Here is a 23,499-nt window from a genome sequence, read left to right on the forward strand (position 1 = left end):
CCGATCAATTCATTAAGTGACGGATGAGTTCGTCATCCGAGTTCATCGTATCCTTGACGCGGACCATGTAGTTTTCGCCGGAGCGCCCGAACTCGCATATATAGAGTTCCTTGCTGTTGGCGCTGACCTCGACGCGTACGTCGCCGCTGTCGCGGAACGGGATGACGTCCCCGGCCATCAGCTTCGATATGGTGCGCAGCGTCAGGTCCTGTAGCCTGATCCTGGCCTCGAGCGTGACATGCGAGCGGCGGACCTGGTCGCCGAGTTGTTCGGTCCATTCCGGCGAATTGCCGCCGGTCTGGCGCTTCGGCTTCGGCGGCGTCACCTTGGTTTTGAGCAGCGCCGTCTGCGGAATGATCAGTGAGAATTCCGAAACAATGCCGGCGAGCGTGATCGACATATTGATGGCGGCGGCAAATTCGTCCGGCTTGTCCTCCGCCGGCCGGGGGCGGGCGTCATGGGCATGCGGGGCCGAAAGACTGGGCTCGAAACCACCCGGTGCATTCACCGCCGAGCGCAGCACCTTGGCGATCTTGTCGAAGACCATGACCGCCAGATCGAGTTCGATGACGGAGAGCAGCCGCTCGGCCGGCTCCTCGATCGTATCGGCGGTGGCGCCGAGCAGGTGTTCCATCAGCGTGATGATGAAACCGTTGCCGCAGGCAAGCGCGACGTTCTGAGACCAGTTGCGCAGCGTCGCGTCGACGAGCGTGACGTTGTGGCTGAGGTCGTCCACCAGGTGGTTCTTGTAGCCGATCTCGCAGCCGAGATAGCTGACGGTCATGTCGAGGCCGGTCTCGCTTTTGATGACGTCGGGAAAGAACTCGCTGTAGACATCCCCGAAGGCGCTACAGATCTTGGCGACCCTGCCTCTGTCTCCGAGCCCGCCGGTCAGCTTGGCGAGAAGGGCGGGATCCATTGCCGGTTTGTCATGCGAAGCATCGCTCATGGTCATTTAAGCCGCCTTGTTCTCGCCGCCTGGGTTCATCATTTCCTGTTCGACTGCATCGATGGAAGGACGTTCGTAGGCCGAGATCGTCTTGCGGCCGTATTCGAGAGCGACCTGGGGCACCGAGCCGTTCATATAGGCAAGCAGCGTCTGCTTGACGATGACGTAGAGGCGATGCTGCTTGTTGCGGACGACCTTGATCTGGCTAACCAGCGGCGAGCAGACGCAGTAGGACAGGAGAATGCCGAGGAAGGTGCCGACGAGCGCCGAGCCGATCAGATGGCCGAGCACCTCGGGCGAATCGTTGATGTGGGCCATCGCCTTGATGACGCCGAGAACGGCCGCGACGATACCGATCGCCGGGAAGGAATCGCCCATGATCTGGATCGCGTGATAGGGCTTCATCTTGTCGTGCATGATGGTGTTGAGCTCTTCGTCCATCAGCGCCTCGATCTCGTGGCTACGGGCGTTGCCGATAATGATCAGCCGCACGTAATCGCAGATGAACGCCGTCAGTTCCTTGTTCTTCAGAACCGTCGGAGCCTGCTGAAAGATCGTCGATTCGGCAGGATTGTCGATATGGGCTTCGATTTCGTTTCGCGACTTGGTGCGCAGGTCGCGCATCAGCGAGTAGAGTACGCCGAGCGTATCGAGATAATTGCGCTCCTTCGGCACGGCGTGCTTGAAGGCCTCTGCAAGCGCCTTGCCGGAGTCCTTCACCACCTTCATCGGGTTCGCCATGATGAAGCTGCCGAGGCCGGCGCCGCCGATGATGAGAAATTCGAAGGGCTGGAACAGCGCATCCACTTCGCCGCCCATCGCCATGAAGCTGCCGACGATGCAGCCGCAGACAACAATAAATCCGATAATGATGTTCATCGTCAGCCCAATCTGAACGTTGCTTTTCTTCGAGACGGATAGGGTTTCTGCCTTGCGTGAGGCTGATGAAAGGGTCGGTCCCGGGGCATTTCCACGTGCCAGCTTCGCGCAAGCATCTGCCGCCAATCTAAAGGAGACGAATGGGCGCTCGCGCCCGTTTCTGAGATGCCGCCTCAGCGAAATTCCGGCCGAACCAGATCAGACGACGCCCGGCTTTTCGTACCGTTCATCGCCAATGCTTGGAGCTTACAGACATGCAATCCGGTCTTTACGTTTCTCTGTCGTCGCAGATGGCGCTTGAAAAGCGCCTGAACACCATCGCCGACAACATGGCGAACGTGAACACCACCGGTTTTCGCGCCACCGAGGTGAAGTTCGACGAGATGGTGGCGGCCACCAAGAACAAGCTGAACACCAAGGTCGCCTTCGTTTCCCAGGGCAACGATTATCTGAACGAGCAGAACGGCGAGTTGCAGCACACCGGCAACATGCTCGATTTCGCCATTAAGGGCGATGCCTGGTTTGCCCTCGACACTCCCGCCGGCCGTGTGCTGACGAGGGACGGCCGCTTTACGCTCAAGGATACCGGCGAACTCGTCTCGATCCGCGGATATCCCGTTCTCGATGCCGGCGGCGCACCGATCCAGCTCGATACGAAGGGCGGCGAGCCTACTGTCGGCACCGACGGCATCATCTATCAGGGCGGCCGCCAGGTCGGCTCGCTTGGCCTGTTCGAGGCCGATATCAGCAAGGGTTACCTGCGCTACGAAAACAGCGGCATCATGACCACCGACCAGCCGCGCGCCGTCGTCGACCGTTTCAATGTCGGCGTCGAACAGGGTTATCTGGAAAATTCCAATGTCAACGCCATGCGCGAGATCACCCAGCTGATCGAAGTCAACCGAGCCTTCGAAAGTGTCTCCTCGCTGATGCGCGACAGCGAGGATTCGTTCAAGCAAGCCGTCCAGACGCTTGGGGGCAGCCGCTAAGCAATGAGCACCACGCTGTTGTCCGAGGATGGCCTTTCCCCCAAGCTGGCGCATCTGGCAGGTCTCGTCGTCCAATATGCATCGCCGGAACTCGCCGTTGCCCATGGCGGTCGCGTCGAGACCATTGCCGCCGGCCACTATACCGTCCGCGGTCTTTCCCGCCATGTTCGTCTCGGCGAGTTCGTGGCGCATAAATCCGCCTCCGGCGTCCATCTCGGCGAGGTCGTTCGTGTCGAGCCGGAGCTGATCTATGTCTGCCCGATCGAGCCCGGCGAGCCGATCGGCATCCATGATACCGTCATCCGTAAGGGCGCCTTCCGCATCGCGCCGTCGGACAGCTGGTGCGGGCGCACCGTCAATTCGCTCTGCGAACCGATCGACGGGCTGGGTCCGATCACCGAAGGCCTCGACCGCCGCTCGATCTCCAATACTGCGCCGCCGTCGATGACCCGACAGCGGGTCGGGACCGGCTTCAAGACCGGCGTACGTGCGATCGACATTTTTTCGCCGCTCTGCCTCGGCCAGCGGCTCGGCATTTTTGCCGGCTCCGGCGTCGGCAAGTCGACGCTTCTGTCCATGCTCGCCCGCGCCGACGCCTTCGACAAGGTGGTCATCGCGCTCGTCGGCGAACGCGGCCGCGAGGTGCGCGAATTCATCGAGGATACGCTCGGCAGCAATATGAAGAAGGCGATTGCCGTCGTCGCGACCAGCGACGAAAGCCCGATGCTGCGCAAGATGGCGCCGCTGACGGCGGTCACCATCGCCGAGCATTTCCGCGACAAGGGCGAAAACGTGCTCTTCATCGTCGACAGCGTCACCCGTTTTGCCCATGCGATCCGCGAGGTGGCGACCGCCTCGGGCGAACCGCCGATCGCTCGCGGTTATCCCGCCTCCGTCTTCACCGAGCTGCCGCGCCTGCTCGAACGCGCCGGTCCCGGCCCCGAGGGCGCCGGCACGATCACCGCCATCATCTCGATCCTCGTCGACGGCGACAACCACAACGACCCGATCGCCGATTCGACGCGCGGTATTCTCGACGGCCATATCGTCCTGCAGCGCAGTCTCGCCGAAGAAGGGCGCTATCCTCCGATCGATCCGCTCGCCTCGATCTCGCGTCTTGCCCGTAAGGCCTGGACGCCGGATCAGGAAAAGCTGGTGTCGCGCTTGAAGGTATTGATCCACCGCTTTGAGGAAACGAGGGACCTGCGGCTGATCGGCGGTTATCGCCAGGGCGCCGATCCCGATCTCGACATGGCGGTCAGGCAGGTCCCCATCATTTACGACGTCCTGAAACAGTCTCCAGGCGATCGCGACTCGGTCGACGCTTTTGCCGATCTCGCCGGCGCGCTCAAGGCTGCGGCCGGCATGGGCAATCAGGGCGCACCCATGCAGAGGAGATAGACGTGGCTGATTTCGACGATGAACGCATCGCTTCCCTGACGCAGCGCAAGAAGACCGCCACTCTGGATCGGTTTCTCACCTTCGCCGGCCTGGCGCTTGCCGGCGCCTCCGCCTTTTTCCCCTGGTACGTCTTCTTCAATGCCGACAAGTTCGGCATCCATGTCGCCACCAGCAGCAATTCGCGCGAACTGCCGGATTGGCCCGCCCGCAACGTCTTCAGCGTCTCACCGCTGGCCATGGTCAACAAGAACGAGGCGGCCAAGAAGGCTCCGCCGGTCGATCCGCTGACGACGGCGACGGTCTCCGATCTCGGCAAGCAGCGTGACGGCGGCGCGATGCTGGAAGACCAGCCTTTCCCGGGCAAGTCTTCCTTCCGCCTACTGCACGTGTCCAACGGCCGGGCGCTGATCGAGGATCCCTCGGGCATGTACGTGGTGCGCATCGGCTCGGTCCTGCCCGACGAAAGCCGCCTGGCGATGATCGAGCAGCGCGAGGGCAAATGGGTGATCATCACCTCCAAGGGCGATATCTACAAGAACGATTGAACCTCCTCGCAAAAGCTGAAGACAAGAGGGGCTCCGCCGCGAACCGGCAGGAGCCCTTTTCTATGGCGGCCTTCGGCGAAGCGCCTCGAAGGCCGAATTCCCGTAAGTCCCACGCAAGATTACCGCTCTAGGTTCCGGATAGTAAAAACGGAGAGTTCTCATGCAACCGATCCAACTTTTCGACTTGGCTTCGCGACAGGCGGAATGGCTGACGATCCGTCAGCAGGTTGTTGCCGGCAACATCGCGAATGCCAATACTCCGAAATTCCGCGCCAAGGACGTCACGCCCTTCGATGCCGTGCTGGACAGATCCGACATCACCATGGCGCGCACCAATCCGGCGCACTTCAGCGGCAACGATTTCAGCGACAGCGGCGATATCGACGTCAAGGAAGCGGCCCTCGACCAGGAGATCGGCATTCAGGAATCCGGCAACACCGTCGGTTTGGCCGAGGAGCTTTCCAAGTCGGGTGACATCAAGCGCCAGTACGACCTGAACACCTCGCTTGTCAGCTCCTTCAACCGCATGATGTTGATGACGGTCAGGAAGTAATTGCCATGGATCCGCTTTCCGCAGCTATGAAAATCGCCGGTTCGGGGCTCGAGGCGCAATCGACGCGCCTGCGCATCGTCTCGGAAAACATTGCCAACGCCCGCTCGACCGGTGACACGCCGGGCGCCGACCCATACCGCCGGAAGACGATCACCTTCGGTCAGCAGATGGACCGCACCAGCGGCGTCGAGACCGTCAACGTTAAGAAGGTCGGCGTCGACGAAGGCGATTTCAGCACCGAGTTCGACCCCAGCAATCCGGCGGCGGACGCCAGGGGCGTCGTCAAATTGCCGAACGTCAACATCCTGGTCGAGATGGCCGACATGCGTGAAGCCAATCGCTCCTATGATGCCAATCTGCAGACCATCAAGCAGACCCGCGACCTCATCTCGTCCACGATCGATCTTCTGAAGAGCCAATAATCAATGATCAACAGCGTCCAGAATGTCAGCAATCTTTCGATGACCCGCGCGCTCGGCGCCGTCGACACCGAAAATTCCGCTTCGTCCTCCGCAACGACCATGCCGGGCACTGCGGGTGCGGCCAACGGCCTGAGCTTCGCCTCGGTCCTGGGCGGCATGGCGACCGACGCGGTCAGCAGCCTGAAGGGTGCCGAAAGCATGTCCTTCGCCGGCATCAAGGGCACGGCGACGACCCGTGAAGTCGTCGATTCCATGCTCCAGGCCGAGCAGACGCTGCAGACCGCGATTGCCATCCGCGACAAGGTCGTTTCGGCCTTTCTCGAAGTCACCAAGATGCAGATGTAACTGATTTGAGGACGAACACATGAGAGCGCTCGCCATCGCAGCAACGGGCATGGATGCCCAGCAGACCAATCTGGAAGTCATCGCCAACAATATTGCGAACATCAACACGACGGGCTTCAAGCGGGCCCGCGCCGAGTTCACCGACCTTCTCTACCAGACCGAACGCGCCAAGGGCGTCGCCAACCGGGCCAACCAGGCCGTCGTTCCTGAAGGCGCCAATATCGGCCTCGGCGTCCAGACCTCGGCCGTCCGCAATCTGCATCTCCAGGGCGAACTGACGCAGACCGGCAACGACCTCGACGTGGCGCTGATCGGCAAGGGCTTCTTCCAGATTCAGTCGACCGATGGCACCACGCTCTATACCCGCGCCGGCGCTTTCAACAAGAACGACCAGGGCCAGCTCGTCACCATCGACGGCTATGAGGTCCTGCCCGGGATCACCATCCCTCAGGGATCGACCGAACTGACCATCAGCCGCTCCGGCGAGGTCTCGGCCAAGCTGCCGGGCCAGACCGATCCGACCGTTCTTGGACAGCTGACGCTTGCCGATTTCGTCAACGAAGCGGGTCTTCAGCCGATCGGCGACAATCTCTTCCAGGAAACGCCGGCTTCGGGCGAAGCGGTCGTCGGCAACCCCGACGAGGAAGGCTTTGCCTATATGAAGCAGGGTTATCTGGAATCCTCGAACGTCGATCCGGTGAAGGAAATCACCGAGCTGATATCGGCTCAGCGTGCTTACGAAATGAATTCCAAGGTGATCACGACAGCTGATGAAATGGCCTCCATCGTCAGCAAGAACCTGAAGTAAAGGGAAGGGCCGAAACATGATGTTTTGCCGGGCAGGACACATCTCAGGATGGGTGGCGGCAGCCACGATCGCACTCGCGGGCATCATCTTGCCCGTGAACGCGGATGCCGGCATGGGTTATGCCGTCGTCCCGACGACGATCATCTACCCCGGCGACACATTGTCGGGCAGCCAGCTTCAGGAGGTCGAGGTCACCAACCCTAACCTCGCCGGCGATTATGCCAAATCGATTTCGCAGGTCGAAGGTCTGGTTTCCAAACGCACGCTGTTGCCGGGCCGCACGATCTCGGTTTCAGCTCTGCGCGAGCCCTACACTGTGACGCGTGGCTCTTCGATCCGCCTGGTCTTCTCTCTCGGTGCAATGACGATCTCCGCCGCCGGCACGCCGCTTGAAGACGGTGCGACGGGGCAGGTGGTCCGTGCACGTAATATGGATTCCGGCGTCATCGTCAGCGGCACGGTGCTTGCGGACGGCACGATCCATGTGAGGGCGAAATGAAATTGTTCTTCCGTATCGTCACCTTTGTTGCGGTTGTCGCCATGAGTTTGGCCGAGGTGGCGCCCGCCTGGGCGCTGACGTCCCGCATCAAGGATATCGCTTCGCTTCAGGCCGGCCGCGATAATCAGCTGATCGGGTACGGCCTCATCGTCGGCCTGCAGGGAACCGGCGACGGCTTCCGTTCCTCGCCCTTCACCGAGCAGTCGATGCGGGCAATGCTCCAGAATCTCGGCATTTCGACGCAGGGCGGCCAGTCCAACGCGAAGAACACCGCGGCCGTGATGGTCACCGCCAACCTGCCGCCCTTCGCAAGCCCCGGCAGCCGTCTCGATGTTACGGTGAGCTCGCTCGGCGATGCAACCTCGCTGCGCGGCGGCACGCTCGTCATGACCTCGCTTTCCGGTGCCGACGGCCAGATCTACGCTGTCGCCCAGGGCTCCGTTATCGTCTCCGGCTTTCAGGCGCAGGGCCAGGCGGCGACGGTGACAGAAGGCGTCACCACCGCCGGCCGCGTGCCCGGCGGCGCGATCATCGAACGCGAACTGCCGTCCCACTTCAAGGATTCGGTCAATCTCGTCCTGCAGCTGCGCAATCCCGACTTCTCGACGGCGATCCGCATTGCCGACATCGTCAATGGCTATGCCTCCGCGCGCTTCGGCGGCCCGGTCGCCGAAGCCAAGGATTCACAGGAAGTGGTGATCCAGAAACCGCGCACGGCCGATCTCACCCGGCTGATGGCCGACGTCGAAAACCTCATCGTCGAAACCGATACGCCGGCCAAGGTTGTTATCAACGAGCGCACCGGAACGATCGTGATCGGCTCCGATGTCCGTGTCTCGCCGGTCGCCGTCAGCTACGGCACTCTGACGGTTCAGGTCACCGAGACACCGCAGATCATTCAGCCCGAACCCTTCTCGCGCGGGCGGACCGCCGTTCAGCCGCAGACCGATATCGCGGCTGAGCAGACCGGTGGGCGCGTTGCCATCATCGACGGTCCCGACCTCAGGACCCTTGTCGCCGGCCTCAACAATATCGGCGTGAAACCGGATGGGATCATCGCCATTCTCCAGGGCATCAAATCGGCGGGCGCCCTGCAGGCGGAGCTTGTGCTGCAATGATAACGATCCTGAATCCTGACATGACCGTGCTGCAGCTGCTGCGCCGCCTGGCGCTGCCGGCAGCCGGCCTCGTCCTGCTGTCGATCCCTGGCGCCTTCGCACAGGAGCATCCGGAGGGAGACATCACGTCTCAGGACGAGATCAAGCAATTCTGCACCAACATCGCCGATCCCGCCCGTGACCAGCGCTACCTGCTGCAGAAGCAGGAGCTGGAAAGGCTCCGCGCCGACATTGACGCCCGGATGGAAGAGATGGACAAGCGCAAGGCCGAATATCAGGACTGGCTGAAGCGGCGCGACGATTTCCTGAAGCAGGCGGAAGCCGGCCTCACCGATATCTACAAGAAGATGAAGCCGGATGCGGCGGCGCTGCAGCTGCAGGATATGAACATCGAAGTGGCGTCGGCCGTGATCATGCGGCTCGGCCCGCGCCAGTCGAGCCTCATCCTCAACGAGATGGACTCGAAGAAGGCCGCGGCCATCGCCAGCGTCATCGCCAGTGCGTCCGATCCCAATACGTCGAAGGATCCTTCATGAATATGCGTTTCCCGGCCGCGATCGCCGCCCTCGCACTCCTTGCGGGCTGCCAGTCTCCGACGGCAGTCAGCGAGATCGGCCGCGCGCCCGCCATGAGCCCGATCGGCAGCGGCCTTGCTTATGGCCAGACCCCGCAGATGGCGCTCTATCCGAAGCAGCCGCGCGCCGTGGCGCAGGGCTATTCGCTGTGGAGCGATTCGCAGGCCGCGCTCTTCAAGGATGCACGCGCGTTGAACGTCGGCGACATCCTGACCGTCGACATCCAGATCAACGACAAGGCCTCCTTCGACAACGAGACCAACCGCAGCCGCAAGAATTCGAGCGGCATGAACTGGGACGTTAATGCCCAGATCTTCGGCTGGACCCCGGAATCGAAGACCGATCTGACCTACGGTTCGGATACCAGCACCGACGGGAAGGGCAAGATCGAGCGCACCGACAAGCTGACCCTTCTTGTTGCGGCCGTCGTCACCGGTATTCTCGAAAACGGCAATCTGGTCATTTCGGGTTCGCAGGAAGTCCGTCTGAACCAGGAGCTGCGCATCCTGAACGTCGCCGGTATCGTGCGTCCGCAGGACGTCAACGCCGACAACCAGATCTCTTACGACAAGATCGCCGAAGCCCGCATCTCCTATGGCGGCCGCGGTCGCCTGATGGAAGTGCAGCAGCCTCCGCGCGGCCAGCAGGCCGTCGATCTCTTCTCGCCGCTTTGAGGCCGAACGACGATGGCAGACGAAGACGTAAGCGCAGGTCAATCGAAGAAGAAATCCGGCCTGATGACGATCATCGGCATCGCCGTCCTGACGCTCCTCGGCGCCGGCGGCGGCTGGGCGGTCGGCACGATCGTCGCGCCCGAAGTCAAGGGCGCCAAGGAGGTAGAGCAGGCCAAGGAAGCCGATGCCAAGAAGAAGGCCGAGGAAGGTCTGGCGCGCATCTCGACCGAGGCCAACAACGTCGTCCAGCTCGAGCCGATTACATCGAACCTTGCCTACCCCTCGGAAAACTGGGTCCGACTCGAAGTCGCGCTGCTGTTCAACGGGCCGCCCGACGTCAAGGTCGCCGAGGACATTCACCAGGATATCCTCGCCTATATCAGGACGGTTTCCCTTCAGCAGATCGAGGGGCCGCGCGGCTTTCAATATCTCAAGGATGACATCCAGGAACGTGTTGACCTTCGCTCGCAAGGGCGGGTATCGAAGGTCATGTTCAGGACCTTTGTCATCGAATGATTCGTTTCATAGTTTTCCTTGCCGCCATGATGGCGGTGCCGGAACTGGCGGTGGCACAGCAGCTGCCCACCGACTTGTTGAACGTGCCGGTCGATGGCTCTGTCGCCGCCTGGATCATTCGCACATTCGGGCTGCTGACCGTACTTTCGGTCGCGCCGGGCATCCTGATCATGGTGACGAGCTTCCCGCGTTTCGTCATCGCCTTCTCGATCCTGCGCTCGGGGATGGGCATCTCCTCGACGCCTTCCAACATGATCCTCCTGTCGCTGTCGCTGTTCATGACCTTCTACGTCATGTCGCCGACCTTCGATCAGGCTTGGCAGAACGGTGTGCAGCCGCTGCTTGCCAACCAGATCAACGAGACGGACGCAGTGCAGCGCATCGCCGAGCCCTTCCGCACCTTCATGGCGGCCAATACCCGCGACAAGGATCTGGCGCTCTTCGTCGATCTCGCGCGTGAACGCGGCCAGAATATCCAGACGACCGATCCGATCGATTATCGGGTGCTGATTCCTGCCTTCATGATTTCGGAGATTCGCCGCGGCTTCGAGATCGGCTTTCTCGTCGTGCTGCCGTTCCTCGTCATCGACCTCATCGTCGCCACCATCACCATGGCGATGGGCATGATGATGCTGCCGCCGACCTCGATCTCGTTGCCCTTCAAGATTCTCTTCTTCGTACTGATCGACGGCTGGAACCTGCTCGTCGGCAGCCTGGTGCGCTCGTTCAGCTGATCGGCTGGCCCGTCTCTATTTGGAAAAAAGAAAACCCCGCCGGATCCGCTCCGGCGGGGTTTATCATGCAGTCGAGCCGTTACAAGGCCGCGAAGGGGGCCGTGCGCGGGGGCAGCGCCGGAATATCCATGTGCTCGGGTGCCAGGCGCTGTTTCGCCCGTTCGGCCATGTTTTCGTAGGCCTGCTCCAGGTGATGGCAGAAACGTTCGGCGTCGAAGAGCGGCGCGATATAGCGCCTCTCCTTGAGGTGTGCCTTGTATTCGGCGATCCGGCCGCGATTCTGCGCCAGCTCGACGGCGAGATCCTCGTATGCCTGCAGGTCGCTCGCGACGAGCTCGGGCAGATCGATTGCCCTGAGCAGGCTTTCGCTGACGCGTGAGGCGAAGTTGGTGCCCTTGACGGTCAGGACCGGCAGGCCGCCCCAGAGCTGCTCCGAGGTGGTCGTGTGACCGTTGACAGGGAAAGTGTCGATTCCGAGATCGGCAGCCTGCTGGCGGCTGATGTGGTCTTCGTAGGGCGCGCGCGGGCAGAAGATGATGCGTTTGGGCGCAATGCCTGATGTCTGGAACTGCTTCAGCAGGTTCGCCTGGTTGCGCGGCGAATTGGCCATCAGCCAGAGCACGCTGTTCGGCGCCCGCTTGAGGATCCGGCACCAGCTGTTGACCACATCAGGCGTGATCTTGCGGTTGCCGTTGAAGGAGGCGAAGATGAAGGCCTCTTCCGGCAGGCCGAGCTGCTCGCGGGTGACCGGACGCGGCTTCGGGCGATGCATCGGATCGTTCGGCTGGTAGCTCTCCGGAAGCCGGCAGAATTTCTCATGGAAGAATGGCTTGGCCACGTCGGGCAGCACCGAATGGTCGCCGATGACGTAGTCGAGGTCGATGTTGACGGTGCTGCCGGGAAAACCGAGCCATCCGACATGCACAGGTGCGAGCGGCAGGTTGAAGGCTGCCGCGCGGCTACCCGACGTATGACCCTTCAGATCGACCATGATGTCGATATTGTGCTCGCGTACGATTTCCAGCACCGCCTGGTCGGAGAAGCCGTGAATGTCAACGATCCTGCCCCAGCGGCTGCGGTCGGTGTCGTTATGCTTCAGGTATTCGGGGCCCGTATGGCAGAAGAGCGTCACCTCGAACCTGTCCTTGTCGTGCAGTTCGAGAATGCGCTGCAGCAGCTTCATCGTCGCGTGGCGATCCCAGAAGTCCGACGACATGTAGCCGATCCGGATCTTGTCAGACCATGTGTGCGGCTGGTTGCGGCGGAAAGCGACCCGTTCCTGATTAAGCGGGGCCGTGCCGATCGTCGCATACCGGTTGAAATCTTCGTTGCCGCACCAGTGCAGATGATAGAACGGGTTGTCCTTGCGCAGGATCTCGACATTGCCCTTTGCCAGCGCGTCGTCGATCACTGCCTGATGCTTGGCCGCCTCTTCGAAATCGTTGAATTCGCGGGCAAAAACCAGGTGAAGAAAGCGGAAGGCGTGATTGCCCGGAAAACGCTTGAAGATGTTGCGGGCAAGCGTCTGGTTGGTTGCGTCGTTGAGATCGTCGCTGAGCAGCAGGGCCGCCAGGCGCATGTGATCGGGATTCATGCTTTCCGACAGAACCGTCTTGAACGGACGGATGATATCCCGCTGCTGGCGCTTCAGATAGATAGCGGTGATGATGAAGGCGAGTTCGGCATCTTCCTGCGCTCTGGTGAGGTTGCGCATGGCGATCAGCAGCGCTTCGTCCTCGTTGCCGGTTTCGTAGTGCAGCTTGGCAGCCTGCTTCTGATATTCGTAGGCGTTCGGTCCTTCGCAATTGCCGGCCAGGCCATAGGCTTTCGCGGCGTCGGCCTTGAAGCCGAGCTGCACGAGGTTTTTGGCCAGCAGCGCATAGGTCTTGGCGTCCTGCTGAGTATCGATGAGCTGGTTGAGCGTCGCCAAGGACTTTGTGTAGCGGCCTGCCTGGTAATCTTTGGATGCCGCAGAGAACGAAACTTTGCTGTTCAAAACCCAACTCCGTGAAGGAAATTTTCTGGCATGGCTGTCGATTGCCGAGCGCGCACGATCCGTCCTCCCAGGCAATGGGTGGATTGATCCGACGATGCTATCCCGGCACCTGCCACGTTGCCATTCGAAGCTTGCTTGAAACAGGTGCGCCTCATGAAGACATTGTCTTGTCCGAGAGAACGGCTTCTTTCCCGATACGTTAGCATGCGAACGGATAGATTCAGCCGGTATTAACTATGGGATGTAAGGAGCCGGAACGGAGCCTCTATTTTTAAGAAGTTGGCAAGCATTGGCTGCGAGATTGCCCTGGACATGACGGGTTTGGGCCAAACAAACAGGCGCCGAGTAGCATGAAGCTGGTCCGTCATCGCCGGTATTACAGTCCGGTATGTCCTCCTTTTTGTATCTAGTTTCCAGGGGACAGATTTATGACAAGCATTAACACGAATTCTTCCGCACAGGCCGCTCTCCAGACGCTGCGCAATGTCAACCAGGGCCTCAACAAGACGCAGAATCACGTTTCGTCCGGTTATCGCGTTGAAAAGGCGTCCGACAACGCTGCTTACTGGTCGATTGCAACGACCATGCGTTCGGACAACAAGGCTCTGTCGGCCGTTTCCGACGCCCTCGGCGTTGGTGCTGCGAAGGTCGATACCGCTTATACCGCCATGGACAGCGCCATCGACGTCGTCGGTGACATCAAGGCCAAGCTGGTTGCCGCAACTGAAAACGGCGTCGACAAGGCCAAGGTCCAGGAAGAAATCGGTCAGCTGCAGCAGCAGCTGCTGAGCATCGCTCAGTCGGCTTCCTTCAACGGCGAGAACTGGGTTGCTGGCGCTGCCGGCACCAAGAGCGTCGTTTCCTCCTTCGTCCGCGATGGCTCCAACGCCGTATCGATCACGACGACCGACTACGTTCTCGACAGCGGCTCCGCCGGTAACGTTCTGTTCGGCATGAGCAACGGCACGGTTGAAACCTCCACGGGTATTCTCGGTACGTCGACGGGCGCGACCGGTTCTATCTACTCGATGGACATCACCAACTTCACAGCCGGCCAGATCCAGTCGGCTCTGACGAACGTCGAATCGGCTCTGAAGTCCATGACCAGCGCCGGTGCTGCTCTCGGCTCGCTTTCCAGCCGCATCGACAGCCAGGAAGACTTCGTCTCGGCTCTCAGCGACTCGATCGACTCCGGTATCGGCCGTCTCGTCGACGCCGACATGGAGGAGGAATCTTCGAGGCTCAGCGCTCTGCAGACCCAGCAGCAGCTGGCGATCCAGTCGCTGTCGATCGCGAACTCCTCTTCGCAGAACATCCTGTCGCTCTTCCGCTAAGAGCGGTCTGCACAAGGTTTCCAAGTTTCGCGGCCGGCTTATCCCCGGCCGCGAAATGTTTTAATATAAGGTTAATGAAAATCTTTCTAAGTATCAGATATTTTTACGTTATTTTCAATTTCGATTTAGCTTTCCTTAACCATCTTGCTGTTTTCTAGGCCCATCGAAACGGCGAGTTAACCCTAACGAGAATGGTTAACAGGCATGATGCTGATCGCTGTGGGCCGGCCGAAAATCCGGAATGTCCCTTCTTAAAATCTGCCAACAAGGGGCAAACAAACTATGACGAGCATCAACACCAATAACGCTGCGATGGCAGCCCTCCAGACTCTGCGTGGCGTCAACCAGGGTCTCCAGACGACCCAGGCTCACGTTTCGTCCGGCTACCGCGTCGGCAAGGCTGCCGACAACGCTGCCTACTGGTCGATCGCAACGACCATGCGTTCTGATAACAAGGCTCTTTCGGCTGTTTCCGACGCTCTCGGTCTCGGCGCCGCCAAGGTCGACACCGCTTACTCCGCCATGGACAGCGCCATTGATGTCGTCGGCGACATCAAGGCCAAGCTCGTTGCCGCGACTGAAAACGGCGTCGACAAGGCCAAGGTCCAGGAAGAAATCAGCCAGCTGCAGCAGCAGCTCCTGAGCGTCGCTCAGTCGGCCTCCTTCTCCGGTGAAAACTGGGTTGCCGGCGCCAACGGCACCAAGAACGTCGTTGCCTCCTTCGTCCGCGACGGCTCCAACGCCGTTTCGGTCGTGATGACTGACTACGTTCTCGACAACAGCTCCACAGGCAACGTTCTGTTCGGCATGAGCGGCGGCGCGGTCGAAACCTCCACAGGTATCCTCGGTTCTTCGAACGGCGCGACCGGTTCGGTCTACGCGATGGACATCACCAACTTCACCCTCGGCGAGATCCAGTCGGCTCTGACGAACGTCGAATCGGCTCTGAAGTCCATGACCAGCGCCGGTGCTGCTCTCGGCTCGATCTCCAAGCGTATCGAACTTCAGGAAAACTTCGTGTCGGCTCTCAGCGACTCGATCGACTCCGGTATCGGCCGCCTCGTCGACGCCGACATGGAAGAAGAGTCCTCCAAACTCAGCGCCCTGCAGACCCAGCAGCAGCTCGCCGTCCAGTCGCTGTCGATCGCCAACTCCTCTTCGCAGACTATCCTGTCGCTCTTCCGCGGCTAATAAGCGCCAGAAAATATGGCCCGCCGGTGTCCGGCGGGCACCTCGTATTCGAGCCGCGCTTCGATGAAGCGCGGCTTTCTTATTTCCGTTAACGATTGATTAACCATAATGTTGTCTTCTCAGCTCAACGAGACGGCGGGTTAACCGACATTAACAACCGGTTAACAGGCATGAGGCTGATCCCCGTTCCCGGTAACATTCCGGAATGTCCCTTTTTCCCAGATGCCAACAAGGGGCAATCATTTCATGACCAGCATTTTGACGAACGTCGCGGCGATGGCCGCTCTTCAGACACTCCGCGGAATCAACGACAGCCTCGAAGACACGCAGAACCACGTCTCGTCGGGTTATCGTGTTGAAAAGGCTGCCGACAATGCCGCTTACTGGTCGATCGCAACGACCATGCGTTCGGACAACAAGGCGCTTTCGGCCGTGTCCGACGCTCTCGGTCTCGGCGCCGCCAAGGTCGACACCGCTTACTCCGCCATGGACAGCGCCATCGACGTCATCAGCGAGATCAAGGCGAAGATCGTCGCCGCAACCGAAAAGGGCGTCGACAAGACCAAGGTCCAGGAGGAAATCGGTCAGCTGCAGCAGCAGCTCCTGAGCATCGCGCAGTCGGCTTCCTTCTCCGGTGAAAACTGGGTCGCCGGCGCCGACGGCACCAAGAGCGTCGTGTCGACCTTCGTCCGCGACGGCAACGGCAACGTCTCGGTCAAGACGACGGACTACGTCCTGGACACGAGCTCCACGGGCAACGTTCTCTTCGGCATGACTTCGACCGGTACGATCGAGACGAGTTCCGGCATCATCGGCACGTCCTACGGCACGATCGGTTCGATCTACTCTATGGACATCAGCACCTTCGGTTCGGCTGAGATCTCCATGGCCCTGACCTCGATTGAGGCCGGCCTCGAAGCAATGACCAAGGCTGCCTCGCAGCTCGGTTCGATTTCGACCCGTATCGAATTGCAGGAAAACTTCGTCGGAGCGCTCAGCGACTCGATCGACTCGGGCGTCGGCCGCCTCGTCGATGCCGACATGGAAGAGGAATCGAGCAAGCTGACGGCGTTGCAAACCCAGCAGCAGCTGGCGATCCAGTCGCTGTCGATCGCCAACTCCAGCGCGCAGAACATCCTCACGCTGTTCCGCAGCTAAATCAGCCGCTGAAGCTGGACCGAATCTTGCGCCGCCGTTCGGCTGCAAGCAGAAAACCTTCCGGACCGCGCCCGAAACGGCGCGGTTCTTTATTTAATATCAGTAGCTTGACTTGCGAGACAATCCGCTTGTCGCGCTCTCGGCGCCGCTCTTGCCCAACAAGTTGATATCGAGTTAACTTCGCCTTGAGTTGATTTGCTTTTGCGACGCGCCGGTGAAAACTCGCCGGAGGCATGAGGCCACTTCAGTCGCCGCCGGCAATCCGGCCTGCCCTTTCATCTTATTCCGAGACCTGTCGATGACCGTTAAGATTACCAGCGCGGCCGCGGTGAATGCACTTGCGGTGCTGCGCAGCATCAACAAAGAAGCCAGTCAGACCCAGCAGCAAGTTTCTTCGGGCTATCGGATCGAGACGGCCGCGGACGATGCCTCCTACTGGTCGGTCGCCACCGTCATGCGTTCGGACAGCACCAATCTCGGCACGATCGGCGATGCGCTCGGTCTCGGCGCTGCCAAGGTGGACGCGACCTACACGGCAATGAATTCGGCGATCGATCTCGTCAGCCAGATCCGCGCCAAGCTGGTTGCGGCAAGAGAGCCCGGCACCGACAAGGACAAGATCAATGCCGAGATCAGCGAATACAAGGAGCAGTTGAAGACAGTTGTCGAATCGACGTCGTTTGCAGGCGAGAACTGGTTGCTGAACAGTGACAAGACCGCGCCGCCGACATGGTCGGTCATTTCAGGCTTCGTGCGCGCCTCGACGGGCGAATACCAGGCCCAGACCATCGACTTCGCTTCGTCGCAGACCATCCTCATCGACAAGAACAATGCGAGCGGTGGCCTGTTCACCAAGGCGATTGATGCCCAGGCGATCAACAACAGCGGCACCGGACCGCGCAACTATTACCTGCTGGACGCCGGTTCGACCACGTCGGCGACGGGCAGCGAGATCGCGATCGACAACAACACCACCGACGCCCAGCTGGTCGACATGCTCGATGTGACCGACGCCCTGTTCTCCTCGCTGACGACGACGGCCGCCTCCATCGGTGTGATGAAGACGCGTATCGACGACCAGATCGACTACGCGGCCGATCTGTCGGATTCGATCGACAAGAGCGTCGGCGCGCTCGTCGATACCGATATGGATGAAGCTTCGATCCGCCAGAAGGCGATTGAAACCCAGAAGCAGATGGCCGTCGAAGCGATCTCGATCCTCAACACGGCTGCAAGCAAGATCCTCATTCTGCTGGAGTAGAGCTGGGCGCGATCACCGATGGCGGCGGCGCCATTCATCCTCGCGCAAGTTTGACTTCCTAGTTTCCGGCATGAAGGCATCGTCCGAAAATCGTGCCGGCGCAAGGTCAAGCCCTTGTTCGCTGCGAAGGACATGTCGCGCGCAAGGTCATTTTGAACGGGGGCGGGCATGCCGCACGTTTCCCGGACGCTGGATGGTTTCTATGAGCATTTCGCTTTCTCGGTATTTGAAGGACTTCGGCGAACCGAAGCCGTCAGCGCCGATCATCGATATCGACGATTTGGCCGGAGATGTTTTTCCGGAGACGCCGAGCGAACCGCCGGTCGACATCGAGGCGGAGCGGCGCGAGGCCTATGCGCAAGGCCATGCGGCGGCGACCGCTGATTTGACCGAGAAATACGAAAGCGAGGCGCGCGCCCTGGCCGAGGCCCATGCGCGCGCGCTCGAGGAACTGAAGATTCGCTACGAAGTGGAGGCGGCGGCGGTCATTGCATCCCGCGTCCTCGATATCGCCGAAGAAGTCGCTCAGCTGGTCAGCGCCGGCGCAGCCACGGCCATTGCGCCCGTCATGACGGAAGCGCTGGCGGCCAAGGCTGCCGAAAGTCTCGCCGCTTTGCTGCGTGAAGCGATTCTCGAAGGCGCGGCCGGACCGATCGTCGTCAGGGGGCCGACCAGCCTCTTCGACATATTGAAAGCCGAGCTCGGCGAACATGCCGCGGCGGTTCGGCACATCGAGGCCGACGATGTCGATCTAGCCGTCGAAATCGGTGAATCCGTCATCGTCACCCGTATGTCCGCTTGGGCGGCCAGCTTGAAGAAAGTTCTCGAATGAGCGACGGCGAAAACCATCACCACGGCAGAAACGAGATCATTATCGTCAAGCGGCATGGCGGCGGTGATCACGATGGTGCCCATGGCGGTGCGTGGAAAATTGCCTATGCCGACTTCATGACGGCGATGATGGCATTCTTCCTGGTCATGTGGCTGGTCAACGCCGCCAACGAGGAGACCAAGGCCGCGGTCGCGACCTATTTCAATCCGATCAAGCTTGCCGACGAAAAGCCGACCGAGAAAGGCTTGAAGAAGCCTGTCGATCACGCCGAGGGCGAGGAGAAGAAAGAAAAGTCGAAACAGAAGGAAGATAATCCGACCGAGGGCAAGTCGGCCGCCGATGGTGACGACCAGACATCGACCTCAGGCGACCAGACCAATTATTCCGAGGCCGATTTCTTCGAGAATCCCTATTCGGTTCTCGCCGAGATCGCCCAGGAGGTCGGCCAGCAGGCCAATGTCAGCGCCAAGGGCGATGGCGGCGCCGCCGATTCCGGCCCTGCCACCGGCGCCGATGGCGGGCAAGCCTATCGCGATCCCTTCGATCCGGATTTCTGGACAAAGCAGGTCGAGGTGACAACGGCCGGAAAACCCTTGCCGCCCGGCAAAAGCGAGCAGCAGGCGACCGAGAGCGAGACGACGGAGATCGCCAAGGCCGAGGATATGAAGCCGGTGCCTTTGGCGACCGATCAGAAGCCCGCTAAGGAAGCTCCCGCCAAAGAAGCCAAGGAGACCAGGGAAACGACCGGCGCCGCCGAGGCCAAGGACGGCAAGGCGACGAATGGCAAAGCGCCCGAGGAGAAGAAGGCGGAAGCTCGGAAGGATGCCGAGCATCAGAAGGAAGCCGACAAGAGCGCGGCTGGGGCCGAGCAGCAGCAGAAGGAAGCCGAACAGCTTCAGGCGCAGATCGCGCAACAGATCGGCGGTGTTGCCGGCAAGCTCGCCGAAGGCCTGACAGTGACGGCGGCCGAAGGCGGCCTGCTGGTCAGCATCTCCGACCAGAACGACGATTCGATGTTCAATATCGGTTCGGCTGTCCCGCGCCAGGAGATGGTGCTCGCCATGGCAAAGATCGGGACGATCCTGAAGGAGAGGGGTGGCGCAGTCGCCATCCGCGGCCACACGGACGGGCGCCAATACAAGGGTGGGCAGAACGAGAACTGGCGGCTTTCGATGGATCGCGCCCAGAGCGCCTATTACATGCTTGTGCGCGGCGGGCTGGACGAGACGCGCGTCTCCCAGGTCTCCGGTTTCGCCGACCGTCGGCTGAAGCTCCCCGCCGACCCGTTCAACGCGGCCAACCGCCGGATCGAGATCCTGGTGCAGGCGGAATAGGGATAGTCGGATGGCGCGTCGGCAGCATCGCTACGTCGGATTTATGGCCCTCGGCCTGGCGATGCTTTCGCCTGCCGCAGGCAAAGCGCAGGATCCGGACGATCTTGCGCCGTACAAGATGCTGCGGTCGCTGCAGTTCGTGCAGGATTCGGTCGTTGCCGGCGATCATTCGGCCGGCGAAATGCAGCGCTTCATGCTGGGCACGATCGACGAGCGGCTGCGAACAGCTGATACAACGATTTTCGATGACGACCGCAATGTCGATGCGGCGCTGATCTATACGATGAGCGGCGGCAATCCCCAGACGCTCGAATATCTGATCGCCCATGACGTCAACGGCTATTTCGACAACCGCGTCACCGATGTGCTGCGCAAATATCTGACCGGCAAGGGGCTGCTCGTCGCCAAGACGCTGGAGGAAACCGCCAGGGAATATCGCGACAAGAAGATCGGTCCATACCTCGCGCTGATCGGCGGCAACGTGATGATCGCCACGAAACCGACAGATGCGCTTGACCTCTACGACCAGGCACGTCTCGCCGCGCCGGGCACGATCGTCGAGGAGGCGGCCTTGCGCCGTTCCCTCGCCATCTGCGTCGACAAGGGAATGCTCGACAAGGGACTCGCCTATTCGCAGCGTTATGCCAGACGCTTCCTGCATTCGCCCTATGCCAGCCAGTTCGCTGATCTTTTCGTCAAGCTTGTCGTCGCCCATGATCACGACGTGAAACCGCAGGATGTCGTCGATATCCTCTCCTTCATGGATGCCCCGCGCCAGCGCGAGGTCTATCTGCGCATCGCCCGCGCCGCCGCGATAGCGGGCAAGCCGGAGCTGGCGCGCATGGCGGTCGAACATGTGCAGTTGCTTGGCGCGGGCACCGACAATGCCTTCGGCCCGCTCGCAGATTTTTATGGCGGCATGGCCGGCCTTCCCACGGACGATATCGACCAGGCGGCGAAGAATGTCAGTGGCATCGACGGCGAAACGCTTTCGCCGCGGGATCAGGCGCTGCAGGCGGCGGCGCGGTCCGTTGCCGAGCAGATTCTGCGTGAGCCGGATCTGGCAAGCTTGACGCAAGCATCCAATCCTAACACTTCTCAACAAGAAATCACTTCTGAAAAGGCTGCGGCGATAGCCATGCAACCGGGGACGCCAGGCGCGCCTCCCGAGCCTGTTCCGGGAGGTGTGGCATCGACTGGCCAGAGCCAGGATACCGACTCCTCATTCAACGCATTTGTGACGACCAGCCGATCCAAGCTCGACGAGATCGATGGTCTTCTGGCGCAGGAAGGCAACGAACAATGATGGATTTGAGCGTCTCGGGCGGAGCCTCCGGTGCGGAGGCGGCTGCGGCCGCGAAATCCGCGAAGGCTGGAAAGGGCGATGCCGCCGGTCAGCAGGGCGGCTTCTCCGATGTGCTTGCCAAGACAGGCGGCAGCGCCGTCGACGACGCGCCCGACGATGCACAGCCGGATCAGGGTGTCGCCGATGGCGATCCAGGGAAAGTGGCGCGGACGATCCGCAGCCGCAGCAGCACCAAACCGCTGATCGATCTCGGCAGCGCCGCGCTGAAGGCACAGGCCGACGTGCAGCCGGAAACGGTCGCCAATGTCGAAAAGGTCGCCGCAAAGCCTGCGAAGGATGGGCTCAAATTGCCGGCCGGCGTCGGCAAGCCCGATGCCAAGGATCAATCAGCCGACGAGGCCGCGCAGGCGGCGAAGGGCGTCAAGCGCGTCAAGACGGAGATCTCGAAAACAGATGCGGATACGGACGGTGAGGCCGAGGACGGCGGCGTTTCCGATGTGCTCGGTTTGCTGAAGCAGGAGCCCGCCGATGGCACGGTCGCTTTGCCGGCCGCCGCAGCCGCCCATCAAGCCATCACCAAGACCGGCGAGGCCGGAACTGCCGAGAAGACGGCCGCTGGTATCGAAGCCAAAACGAGCGGGCACGCATCCGACGCCCTGGCGGTCGTCAGCGGCAATGTCGAAAGCGTCAAGGCTGATGATATCAAGGTTCCCGGCGCCGAGAACACCGAAGCCGCCGACGGCCGAACGTTCCGGATCAGCCGCGCCGATGGCCGCGGCGTGTCGATGGACGTTCACCTCGGCGCGGAACAGGCCGGGTCCAAGGACGGTGCGAAGAAGACCGATCTCGAGAACGTCTCGGTCCTCGAATCGCGCCGTTATATCGGCCTGGCGCAGAATACCAATTCCGCTGCGGTCACCGCCGCTCTCTCTGGTGATTCCGAATGGGCGCGCGCCATGCAGCCGAGTTCGGCGCTCTCCAACGCGGCGGAATGGACGAGCACCGGTAAGGTGGTCAATACGCTGAAGATCCAGATGAACCCGATCGATCTCGGCCTGGTGACGGCGACCATGCGCCTGACCGGCGACGCCCTGAACGTCGACCTCAAGGTCGAAACCGGCGCCGCCTACCGGCAGCTGAAGGAAGATCACGGCAAGATTCTCGAATCCCTTCGCAGCCAGGGCTATGCGGTCGACAACGTCACCATCAGCATGGCCCCTGTCGAGCGGGCCGACGCCGGCAATCAGGCCGACAGCCAGGGGCAGGCCTCCCAGCAGCAGTCGCTCCCTCAGCAAGGGCAGGGCGGCGAGGCGCGCGAGCGCCACAATCAGATGGCGCAGCGGACGGATGGAGGCTTCAATGGCGCAGGCGAGACCGGTTTCGAAGACGTCTCTGCTGGCAGTGATCGCAGCAGCGGCGCTGGCGGCGTTTACCTCTGAGGCAGCCGCTTCCACCGGTGCCTGCGAACGCGAAATCCAGTCGGCTGCGGTGAAATACGGTATCCCGGAAGGCATCCTCTATTCGGTCGGCCTGACGGAGACCGGTCGCAAGGGCTCACTCTATCCCTATGCTATGAACGTCGAAGGCAGGGCGATTTTTCCGCCCTCGGAAGAAGATGCGATGAGGCAGTTCGATGTCGCCCGCAGGAGCGGGGCGAAGCTCATCGACATCGGCTGCATGCAGATCAATCACTATTATCACGGCGAGAATTTCGCCTCCGCCGAAGATATGTTCGATCCGCATCGCAACGTCGAATATGCGGCGAAGTTTCTCCGCAACCTGCATGACCGTCATGAGACGTGGACGATGGCGGTAGCCCGATACCATGCAGGGCCGAACAACAACCCCGCGCAAAAGCAATATGTCTGCCGCGTCATCGCCAATTTGGTGGCCACCGGCTATGGCAAATGGACTCCCAATGCGAGTAACTTCTGCCAAAATTAGTTCAACCAAAGATAGAAGTGCCAGATTATGACGAAACTGTGCGTAATGTGGCAGGAATCCGGCGCCAAATGGGTGTGCAAGTCACATTTAACAACTCGTTAACTTTTCCACGAAACTTTTGTGTGGATATCCGAGA

The 23,499-nt window shown here is 60.8% G+C and carries 25 protein-coding genes; 22 read left to right on the plus strand and 3 right to left on the minus strand.

Features of this window, described 5'->3' with window-relative positions; translation table 11 throughout:
* Window positions 1-4: 4 nt before the first annotated feature.
* Together GGD53_RS15100 and motA are read right to left on the minus strand one after the other, a co-directional pair.
* Window positions 5-955 (minus strand): FliM/FliN family flagellar motor switch protein, encoded by a 951-nt coding sequence (locus GGD53_RS15100; RefSeq protein ID WP_184457263.1) that lies wholly within the window; start codon window positions 953-955, stop codon window positions 5-7.
* The gene (motA, locus tag GGD53_RS15105) at window positions 956-1,828 is read right to left on the minus strand and encodes a flagellar motor stator protein MotA (protein WP_020920386.1); all 873 of its coding nucleotides are present in this window, start codon (window positions 1,826-1,828) and stop codon (window positions 956-958) included.
* Window positions 1,829-2,082: 254 nt separating this feature from the next.
* Between motA and flgF the strand changes: the two genes are divergently transcribed.
* The 13 genes from flgF to fliP all read left to right on the plus strand — a co-directional run bounded on the left by flgF (window position 2,083) and on the right by fliP (window position 11,007).
* Entirely contained in the window at window positions 2,083-2,817 is a 735-nt protein-coding gene (gene flgF, locus GGD53_RS15110; RefSeq protein WP_184457265.1) for a flagellar basal-body rod protein FlgF, read from the plus strand.
* A 3-nt stretch (window positions 2,818-2,820) separates the two neighbouring features.
* Window positions 2,821-4,218, plus strand: coding sequence for a flagellar protein export ATPase FliI (gene fliI, locus GGD53_RS15115; RefSeq protein WP_184457267.1), 1,398 nt, complete (start codon window positions 2,821-2,823; stop codon window positions 4,216-4,218).
* A 2-nt stretch (window positions 4,219-4,220) separates the two neighbouring features.
* On the plus strand, window positions 4,221-4,763 hold the full coding sequence (locus GGD53_RS15120; RefSeq protein ID WP_184457269.1) for a flagellar protein: 543 nt from the start codon (window positions 4,221-4,223) through the stop codon (window positions 4,761-4,763).
* A gap of 160 nt (window positions 4,764-4,923) precedes the next feature.
* Window positions 4,924-5,316 (plus strand): flagellar basal body rod protein FlgB, encoded by a 393-nt coding sequence (flgB, locus tag GGD53_RS15125; protein ID WP_011424023.1) that lies wholly within the window; start codon window positions 4,924-4,926, stop codon window positions 5,314-5,316.
* A 5-nt stretch (window positions 5,317-5,321) separates the two neighbouring features.
* Window positions 5,322-5,738, plus strand: a complete 417-nt coding sequence (gene flgC / locus GGD53_RS15130; RefSeq protein ID WP_184457271.1) for a flagellar basal body rod protein FlgC — start codon at window positions 5,322-5,324, stop codon at window positions 5,736-5,738.
* A 3-nt stretch (window positions 5,739-5,741) separates the two neighbouring features.
* Window positions 5,742-6,083, plus strand: a complete 342-nt coding sequence (locus GGD53_RS15135; RefSeq protein ID WP_184457273.1) for a flagellar hook-basal body complex protein FliE — start codon at window positions 5,742-5,744, stop codon at window positions 6,081-6,083.
* Window positions 6,084-6,102: 19 nt separating this feature from the next.
* Window positions 6,103-6,891, plus strand: a complete 789-nt coding sequence (flgG, locus tag GGD53_RS15140; RefSeq protein WP_011424026.1) for a flagellar basal-body rod protein FlgG — start codon at window positions 6,103-6,105, stop codon at window positions 6,889-6,891.
* 16 nt (window positions 6,892-6,907) lie between these two features.
* Window positions 6,908-7,390, plus strand: a complete 483-nt coding sequence (gene flgA, locus GGD53_RS15145; protein ID WP_064800678.1) for a flagellar basal body P-ring formation chaperone FlgA — start codon at window positions 6,908-6,910, stop codon at window positions 7,388-7,390.
* Window positions 7,387-8,508 carry a flagellar basal body P-ring protein FlgI gene (locus GGD53_RS15150; protein WP_064800679.1) on the plus strand — a complete coding sequence of 374 codons (1,122 nt, stop codon included), beginning with the start codon at window positions 7,387-7,389 and terminating at the stop codon, window positions 8,506-8,508. Before flgA ends, GGD53_RS15150 begins: the two co-directional genes overlap by 4 nt.
* Window positions 8,505-9,044 (plus strand): MotE family protein, encoded by a 540-nt coding sequence (locus GGD53_RS15155; protein ID WP_184457275.1) that lies wholly within the window; start codon window positions 8,505-8,507, stop codon window positions 9,042-9,044. The genes GGD53_RS15150 and GGD53_RS15155 overlap by 4 nt, the downstream gene beginning before the upstream one ends.
* The gene (flgH, locus tag GGD53_RS15160) at window positions 9,041-9,757 is read left to right on the plus strand and encodes a flagellar basal body L-ring protein FlgH (protein ID WP_064800681.1); all 717 of its coding nucleotides are present in this window, start codon (window positions 9,041-9,043) and stop codon (window positions 9,755-9,757) included. Before GGD53_RS15155 ends, flgH begins: the two co-directional genes overlap by 4 nt.
* Before the next feature lie 12 nt (window positions 9,758-9,769).
* Complete coding sequence (locus tag GGD53_RS15165) at window positions 9,770-10,273, plus strand: flagellar basal body-associated FliL family protein (protein WP_184457277.1); 504 nt, start codon at window positions 9,770-9,772, stop codon at window positions 10,271-10,273.
* Window positions 10,270-11,007 carry a flagellar type III secretion system pore protein FliP gene (gene fliP / locus GGD53_RS15170; RefSeq protein WP_184457279.1) on the plus strand — a complete coding sequence of 246 codons (738 nt, stop codon included), beginning with the start codon at window positions 10,270-10,272 and terminating at the stop codon, window positions 11,005-11,007. Before GGD53_RS15165 ends, fliP begins: the two co-directional genes overlap by 4 nt.
* Before the next feature lie 79 nt (window positions 11,008-11,086).
* Here the strand turns inward: fliP and GGD53_RS15175 are convergent, their stop codons facing one another.
* Window positions 11,087-13,003 carry a glycosyl transferase gene (locus tag GGD53_RS15175; RefSeq protein WP_184457282.1) on the minus strand — a complete coding sequence of 639 codons (1,917 nt, stop codon included), beginning with the start codon at window positions 13,001-13,003 and terminating at the stop codon, window positions 11,087-11,089.
* Between the two features lie 428 nt (window positions 13,004-13,431).
* Between GGD53_RS15175 and GGD53_RS15180 the strand changes: the two genes are divergently transcribed.
* The 9 genes from GGD53_RS15180 (at window position 13,432) to GGD53_RS15220 (ending at window position 23,363) form a co-directional block, all read left to right on the plus strand.
* A complete protein-coding gene (locus tag GGD53_RS15180) occupies window positions 13,432-14,337 on the plus strand; it encodes a flagellin (RefSeq protein WP_184457284.1) in 906 nt (301 codons plus the stop codon).
* A 282-nt stretch (window positions 14,338-14,619) separates the two neighbouring features.
* Entirely contained in the window at window positions 14,620-15,528 is a 909-nt protein-coding gene (locus tag GGD53_RS15185) for a flagellin (protein ID WP_184457286.1), read from the plus strand.
* A gap of 246 nt (window positions 15,529-15,774) precedes the next feature.
* Window positions 15,775-16,686 carry a flagellin gene (locus GGD53_RS15190; RefSeq protein WP_184457288.1) on the plus strand — a complete coding sequence of 304 codons (912 nt, stop codon included), beginning with the start codon at window positions 15,775-15,777 and terminating at the stop codon, window positions 16,684-16,686.
* A 298-nt stretch (window positions 16,687-16,984) separates the two neighbouring features.
* A complete protein-coding gene (locus GGD53_RS15195) occupies window positions 16,985-17,947 on the plus strand; it encodes a flagellin (RefSeq protein WP_184457289.1) in 963 nt (320 codons plus the stop codon).
* 202 nt (window positions 17,948-18,149) lie between these two features.
* On the plus strand, window positions 18,150-18,779 hold the full coding sequence (locus GGD53_RS15200) for a hypothetical protein (protein ID WP_184457291.1): 630 nt from the start codon (window positions 18,150-18,152) through the stop codon (window positions 18,777-18,779).
* Window positions 18,776-20,113, plus strand: coding sequence for a MotB family protein (locus GGD53_RS15205; RefSeq protein WP_184457293.1), 1,338 nt, complete (start codon window positions 18,776-18,778; stop codon window positions 20,111-20,113). Before GGD53_RS15200 ends, GGD53_RS15205 begins: the two co-directional genes overlap by 4 nt.
* 10 nt (window positions 20,114-20,123) lie before the next feature.
* Window positions 20,124-21,419, plus strand: coding sequence for a chemotaxis protein MotC (motC, locus tag GGD53_RS15210; protein WP_184457295.1), 1,296 nt, complete (start codon window positions 20,124-20,126; stop codon window positions 21,417-21,419).
* Window positions 21,416-22,858 (plus strand): flagellar hook-length control protein FliK, encoded by a 1,443-nt coding sequence (locus GGD53_RS15215; RefSeq protein WP_184457296.1) that lies wholly within the window; start codon window positions 21,416-21,418, stop codon window positions 22,856-22,858. Before motC ends, GGD53_RS15215 begins: the two co-directional genes overlap by 4 nt.
* Window positions 22,779-23,363: a lytic transglycosylase domain-containing protein gene (locus GGD53_RS15220; RefSeq protein WP_184457298.1), complete on the plus strand. Its 585-nt coding sequence runs from the start codon at window positions 22,779-22,781 to the stop codon at window positions 23,361-23,363. The genes GGD53_RS15215 and GGD53_RS15220 overlap by 80 nt, the downstream gene beginning before the upstream one ends.
* Window positions 23,364-23,499 lie beyond the last annotated feature (136 nt).

It is taken from the genome of Rhizobium aethiopicum, from assembly GCF_014197535.1.
Taxonomy (GTDB): domain Bacteria; phylum Pseudomonadota; class Alphaproteobacteria; order Rhizobiales; family Rhizobiaceae; genus Rhizobium; species Rhizobium aethiopicum_A.

What these genes read in the sequence shown, in the direction of transcription:
- GGD53_RS15195 (WP_184457289.1), top strand. Translation starts at nt 16,985, where the DNA reads ATGACCGTTAAGATTACCAGCGCGGCCGCGGTGAATGCACTTGCGGTG.
- GGD53_RS15100 (WP_184457263.1), bottom strand. Translation starts at nt 955, where the DNA reads ATGACCATGAGCGATGCTTCGCATGACAAACCGGCAATGGATCCCGCC.
- flgF (WP_184457265.1), top strand. Translation starts at nt 2,083, where the DNA reads ATGCAATCCGGTCTTTACGTTTCTCTGTCGTCGCAGATGGCGCTTGAA.
- GGD53_RS15215 (WP_184457296.1), top strand. Translation starts at nt 21,416, where the DNA reads ATGATGGATTTGAGCGTCTCGGGCGGAGCCTCCGGTGCGGAGGCGGCT.
- flgH (WP_064800681.1), top strand. Translation starts at nt 9,041, where the DNA reads ATGAATATGCGTTTCCCGGCCGCGATCGCCGCCCTCGCACTCCTTGCG.
- GGD53_RS15220 (WP_184457298.1), top strand. Translation starts at nt 22,779, where the DNA reads ATGGCGCAGGCGAGACCGGTTTCGAAGACGTCTCTGCTGGCAGTGATC.
- fliI (WP_184457267.1), top strand. Translation starts at nt 2,821, where the DNA reads ATGAGCACCACGCTGTTGTCCGAGGATGGCCTTTCCCCCAAGCTGGCG.
- GGD53_RS15180 (WP_184457284.1), top strand. Translation starts at nt 13,432, where the DNA reads ATGACAAGCATTAACACGAATTCTTCCGCACAGGCCGCTCTCCAGACG.
- motC (WP_184457295.1), top strand. Translation starts at nt 20,124, where the DNA reads ATGGCGCGTCGGCAGCATCGCTACGTCGGATTTATGGCCCTCGGCCTG.
- flgG (WP_011424026.1), top strand. Translation starts at nt 6,103, where the DNA reads ATGAGAGCGCTCGCCATCGCAGCAACGGGCATGGATGCCCAGCAGACC.
- motA (WP_020920386.1), bottom strand. Translation starts at nt 1,828, where the DNA reads ATGAACATCATTATCGGATTTATTGTTGTCTGCGGCTGCATCGTCGGC.
- GGD53_RS15205 (WP_184457293.1), top strand. Translation starts at nt 18,776, where the DNA reads ATGAGCGACGGCGAAAACCATCACCACGGCAGAAACGAGATCATTATC.
- GGD53_RS15150 (WP_064800679.1), top strand. Translation starts at nt 7,387, where the DNA reads ATGAAATTGTTCTTCCGTATCGTCACCTTTGTTGCGGTTGTCGCCATG.
- GGD53_RS15200 (WP_184457291.1), top strand. Translation starts at nt 18,150, where the DNA reads ATGAGCATTTCGCTTTCTCGGTATTTGAAGGACTTCGGCGAACCGAAG.
- GGD53_RS15135 (WP_184457273.1), top strand. Translation starts at nt 5,742, where the DNA reads ATGATCAACAGCGTCCAGAATGTCAGCAATCTTTCGATGACCCGCGCG.
- GGD53_RS15155 (WP_184457275.1), top strand. Translation starts at nt 8,505, where the DNA reads ATGATAACGATCCTGAATCCTGACATGACCGTGCTGCAGCTGCTGCGC.
- GGD53_RS15190 (WP_184457288.1), top strand. Translation starts at nt 15,775, where the DNA reads ATGACCAGCATTTTGACGAACGTCGCGGCGATGGCCGCTCTTCAGACA.
- flgC (WP_184457271.1), top strand. Translation starts at nt 5,322, where the DNA reads ATGGATCCGCTTTCCGCAGCTATGAAAATCGCCGGTTCGGGGCTCGAG.
- GGD53_RS15165 (WP_184457277.1), top strand. Translation starts at nt 9,770, where the DNA reads ATGGCAGACGAAGACGTAAGCGCAGGTCAATCGAAGAAGAAATCCGGC.
- GGD53_RS15185 (WP_184457286.1), top strand. Translation starts at nt 14,620, where the DNA reads ATGACGAGCATCAACACCAATAACGCTGCGATGGCAGCCCTCCAGACT.
- flgB (WP_011424023.1), top strand. Translation starts at nt 4,924, where the DNA reads ATGCAACCGATCCAACTTTTCGACTTGGCTTCGCGACAGGCGGAATGG.
- flgA (WP_064800678.1), top strand. Translation starts at nt 6,908, where the DNA reads ATGATGTTTTGCCGGGCAGGACACATCTCAGGATGGGTGGCGGCAGCC.
- fliP (WP_184457279.1), top strand. Translation starts at nt 10,270, where the DNA reads ATGATTCGTTTCATAGTTTTCCTTGCCGCCATGATGGCGGTGCCGGAA.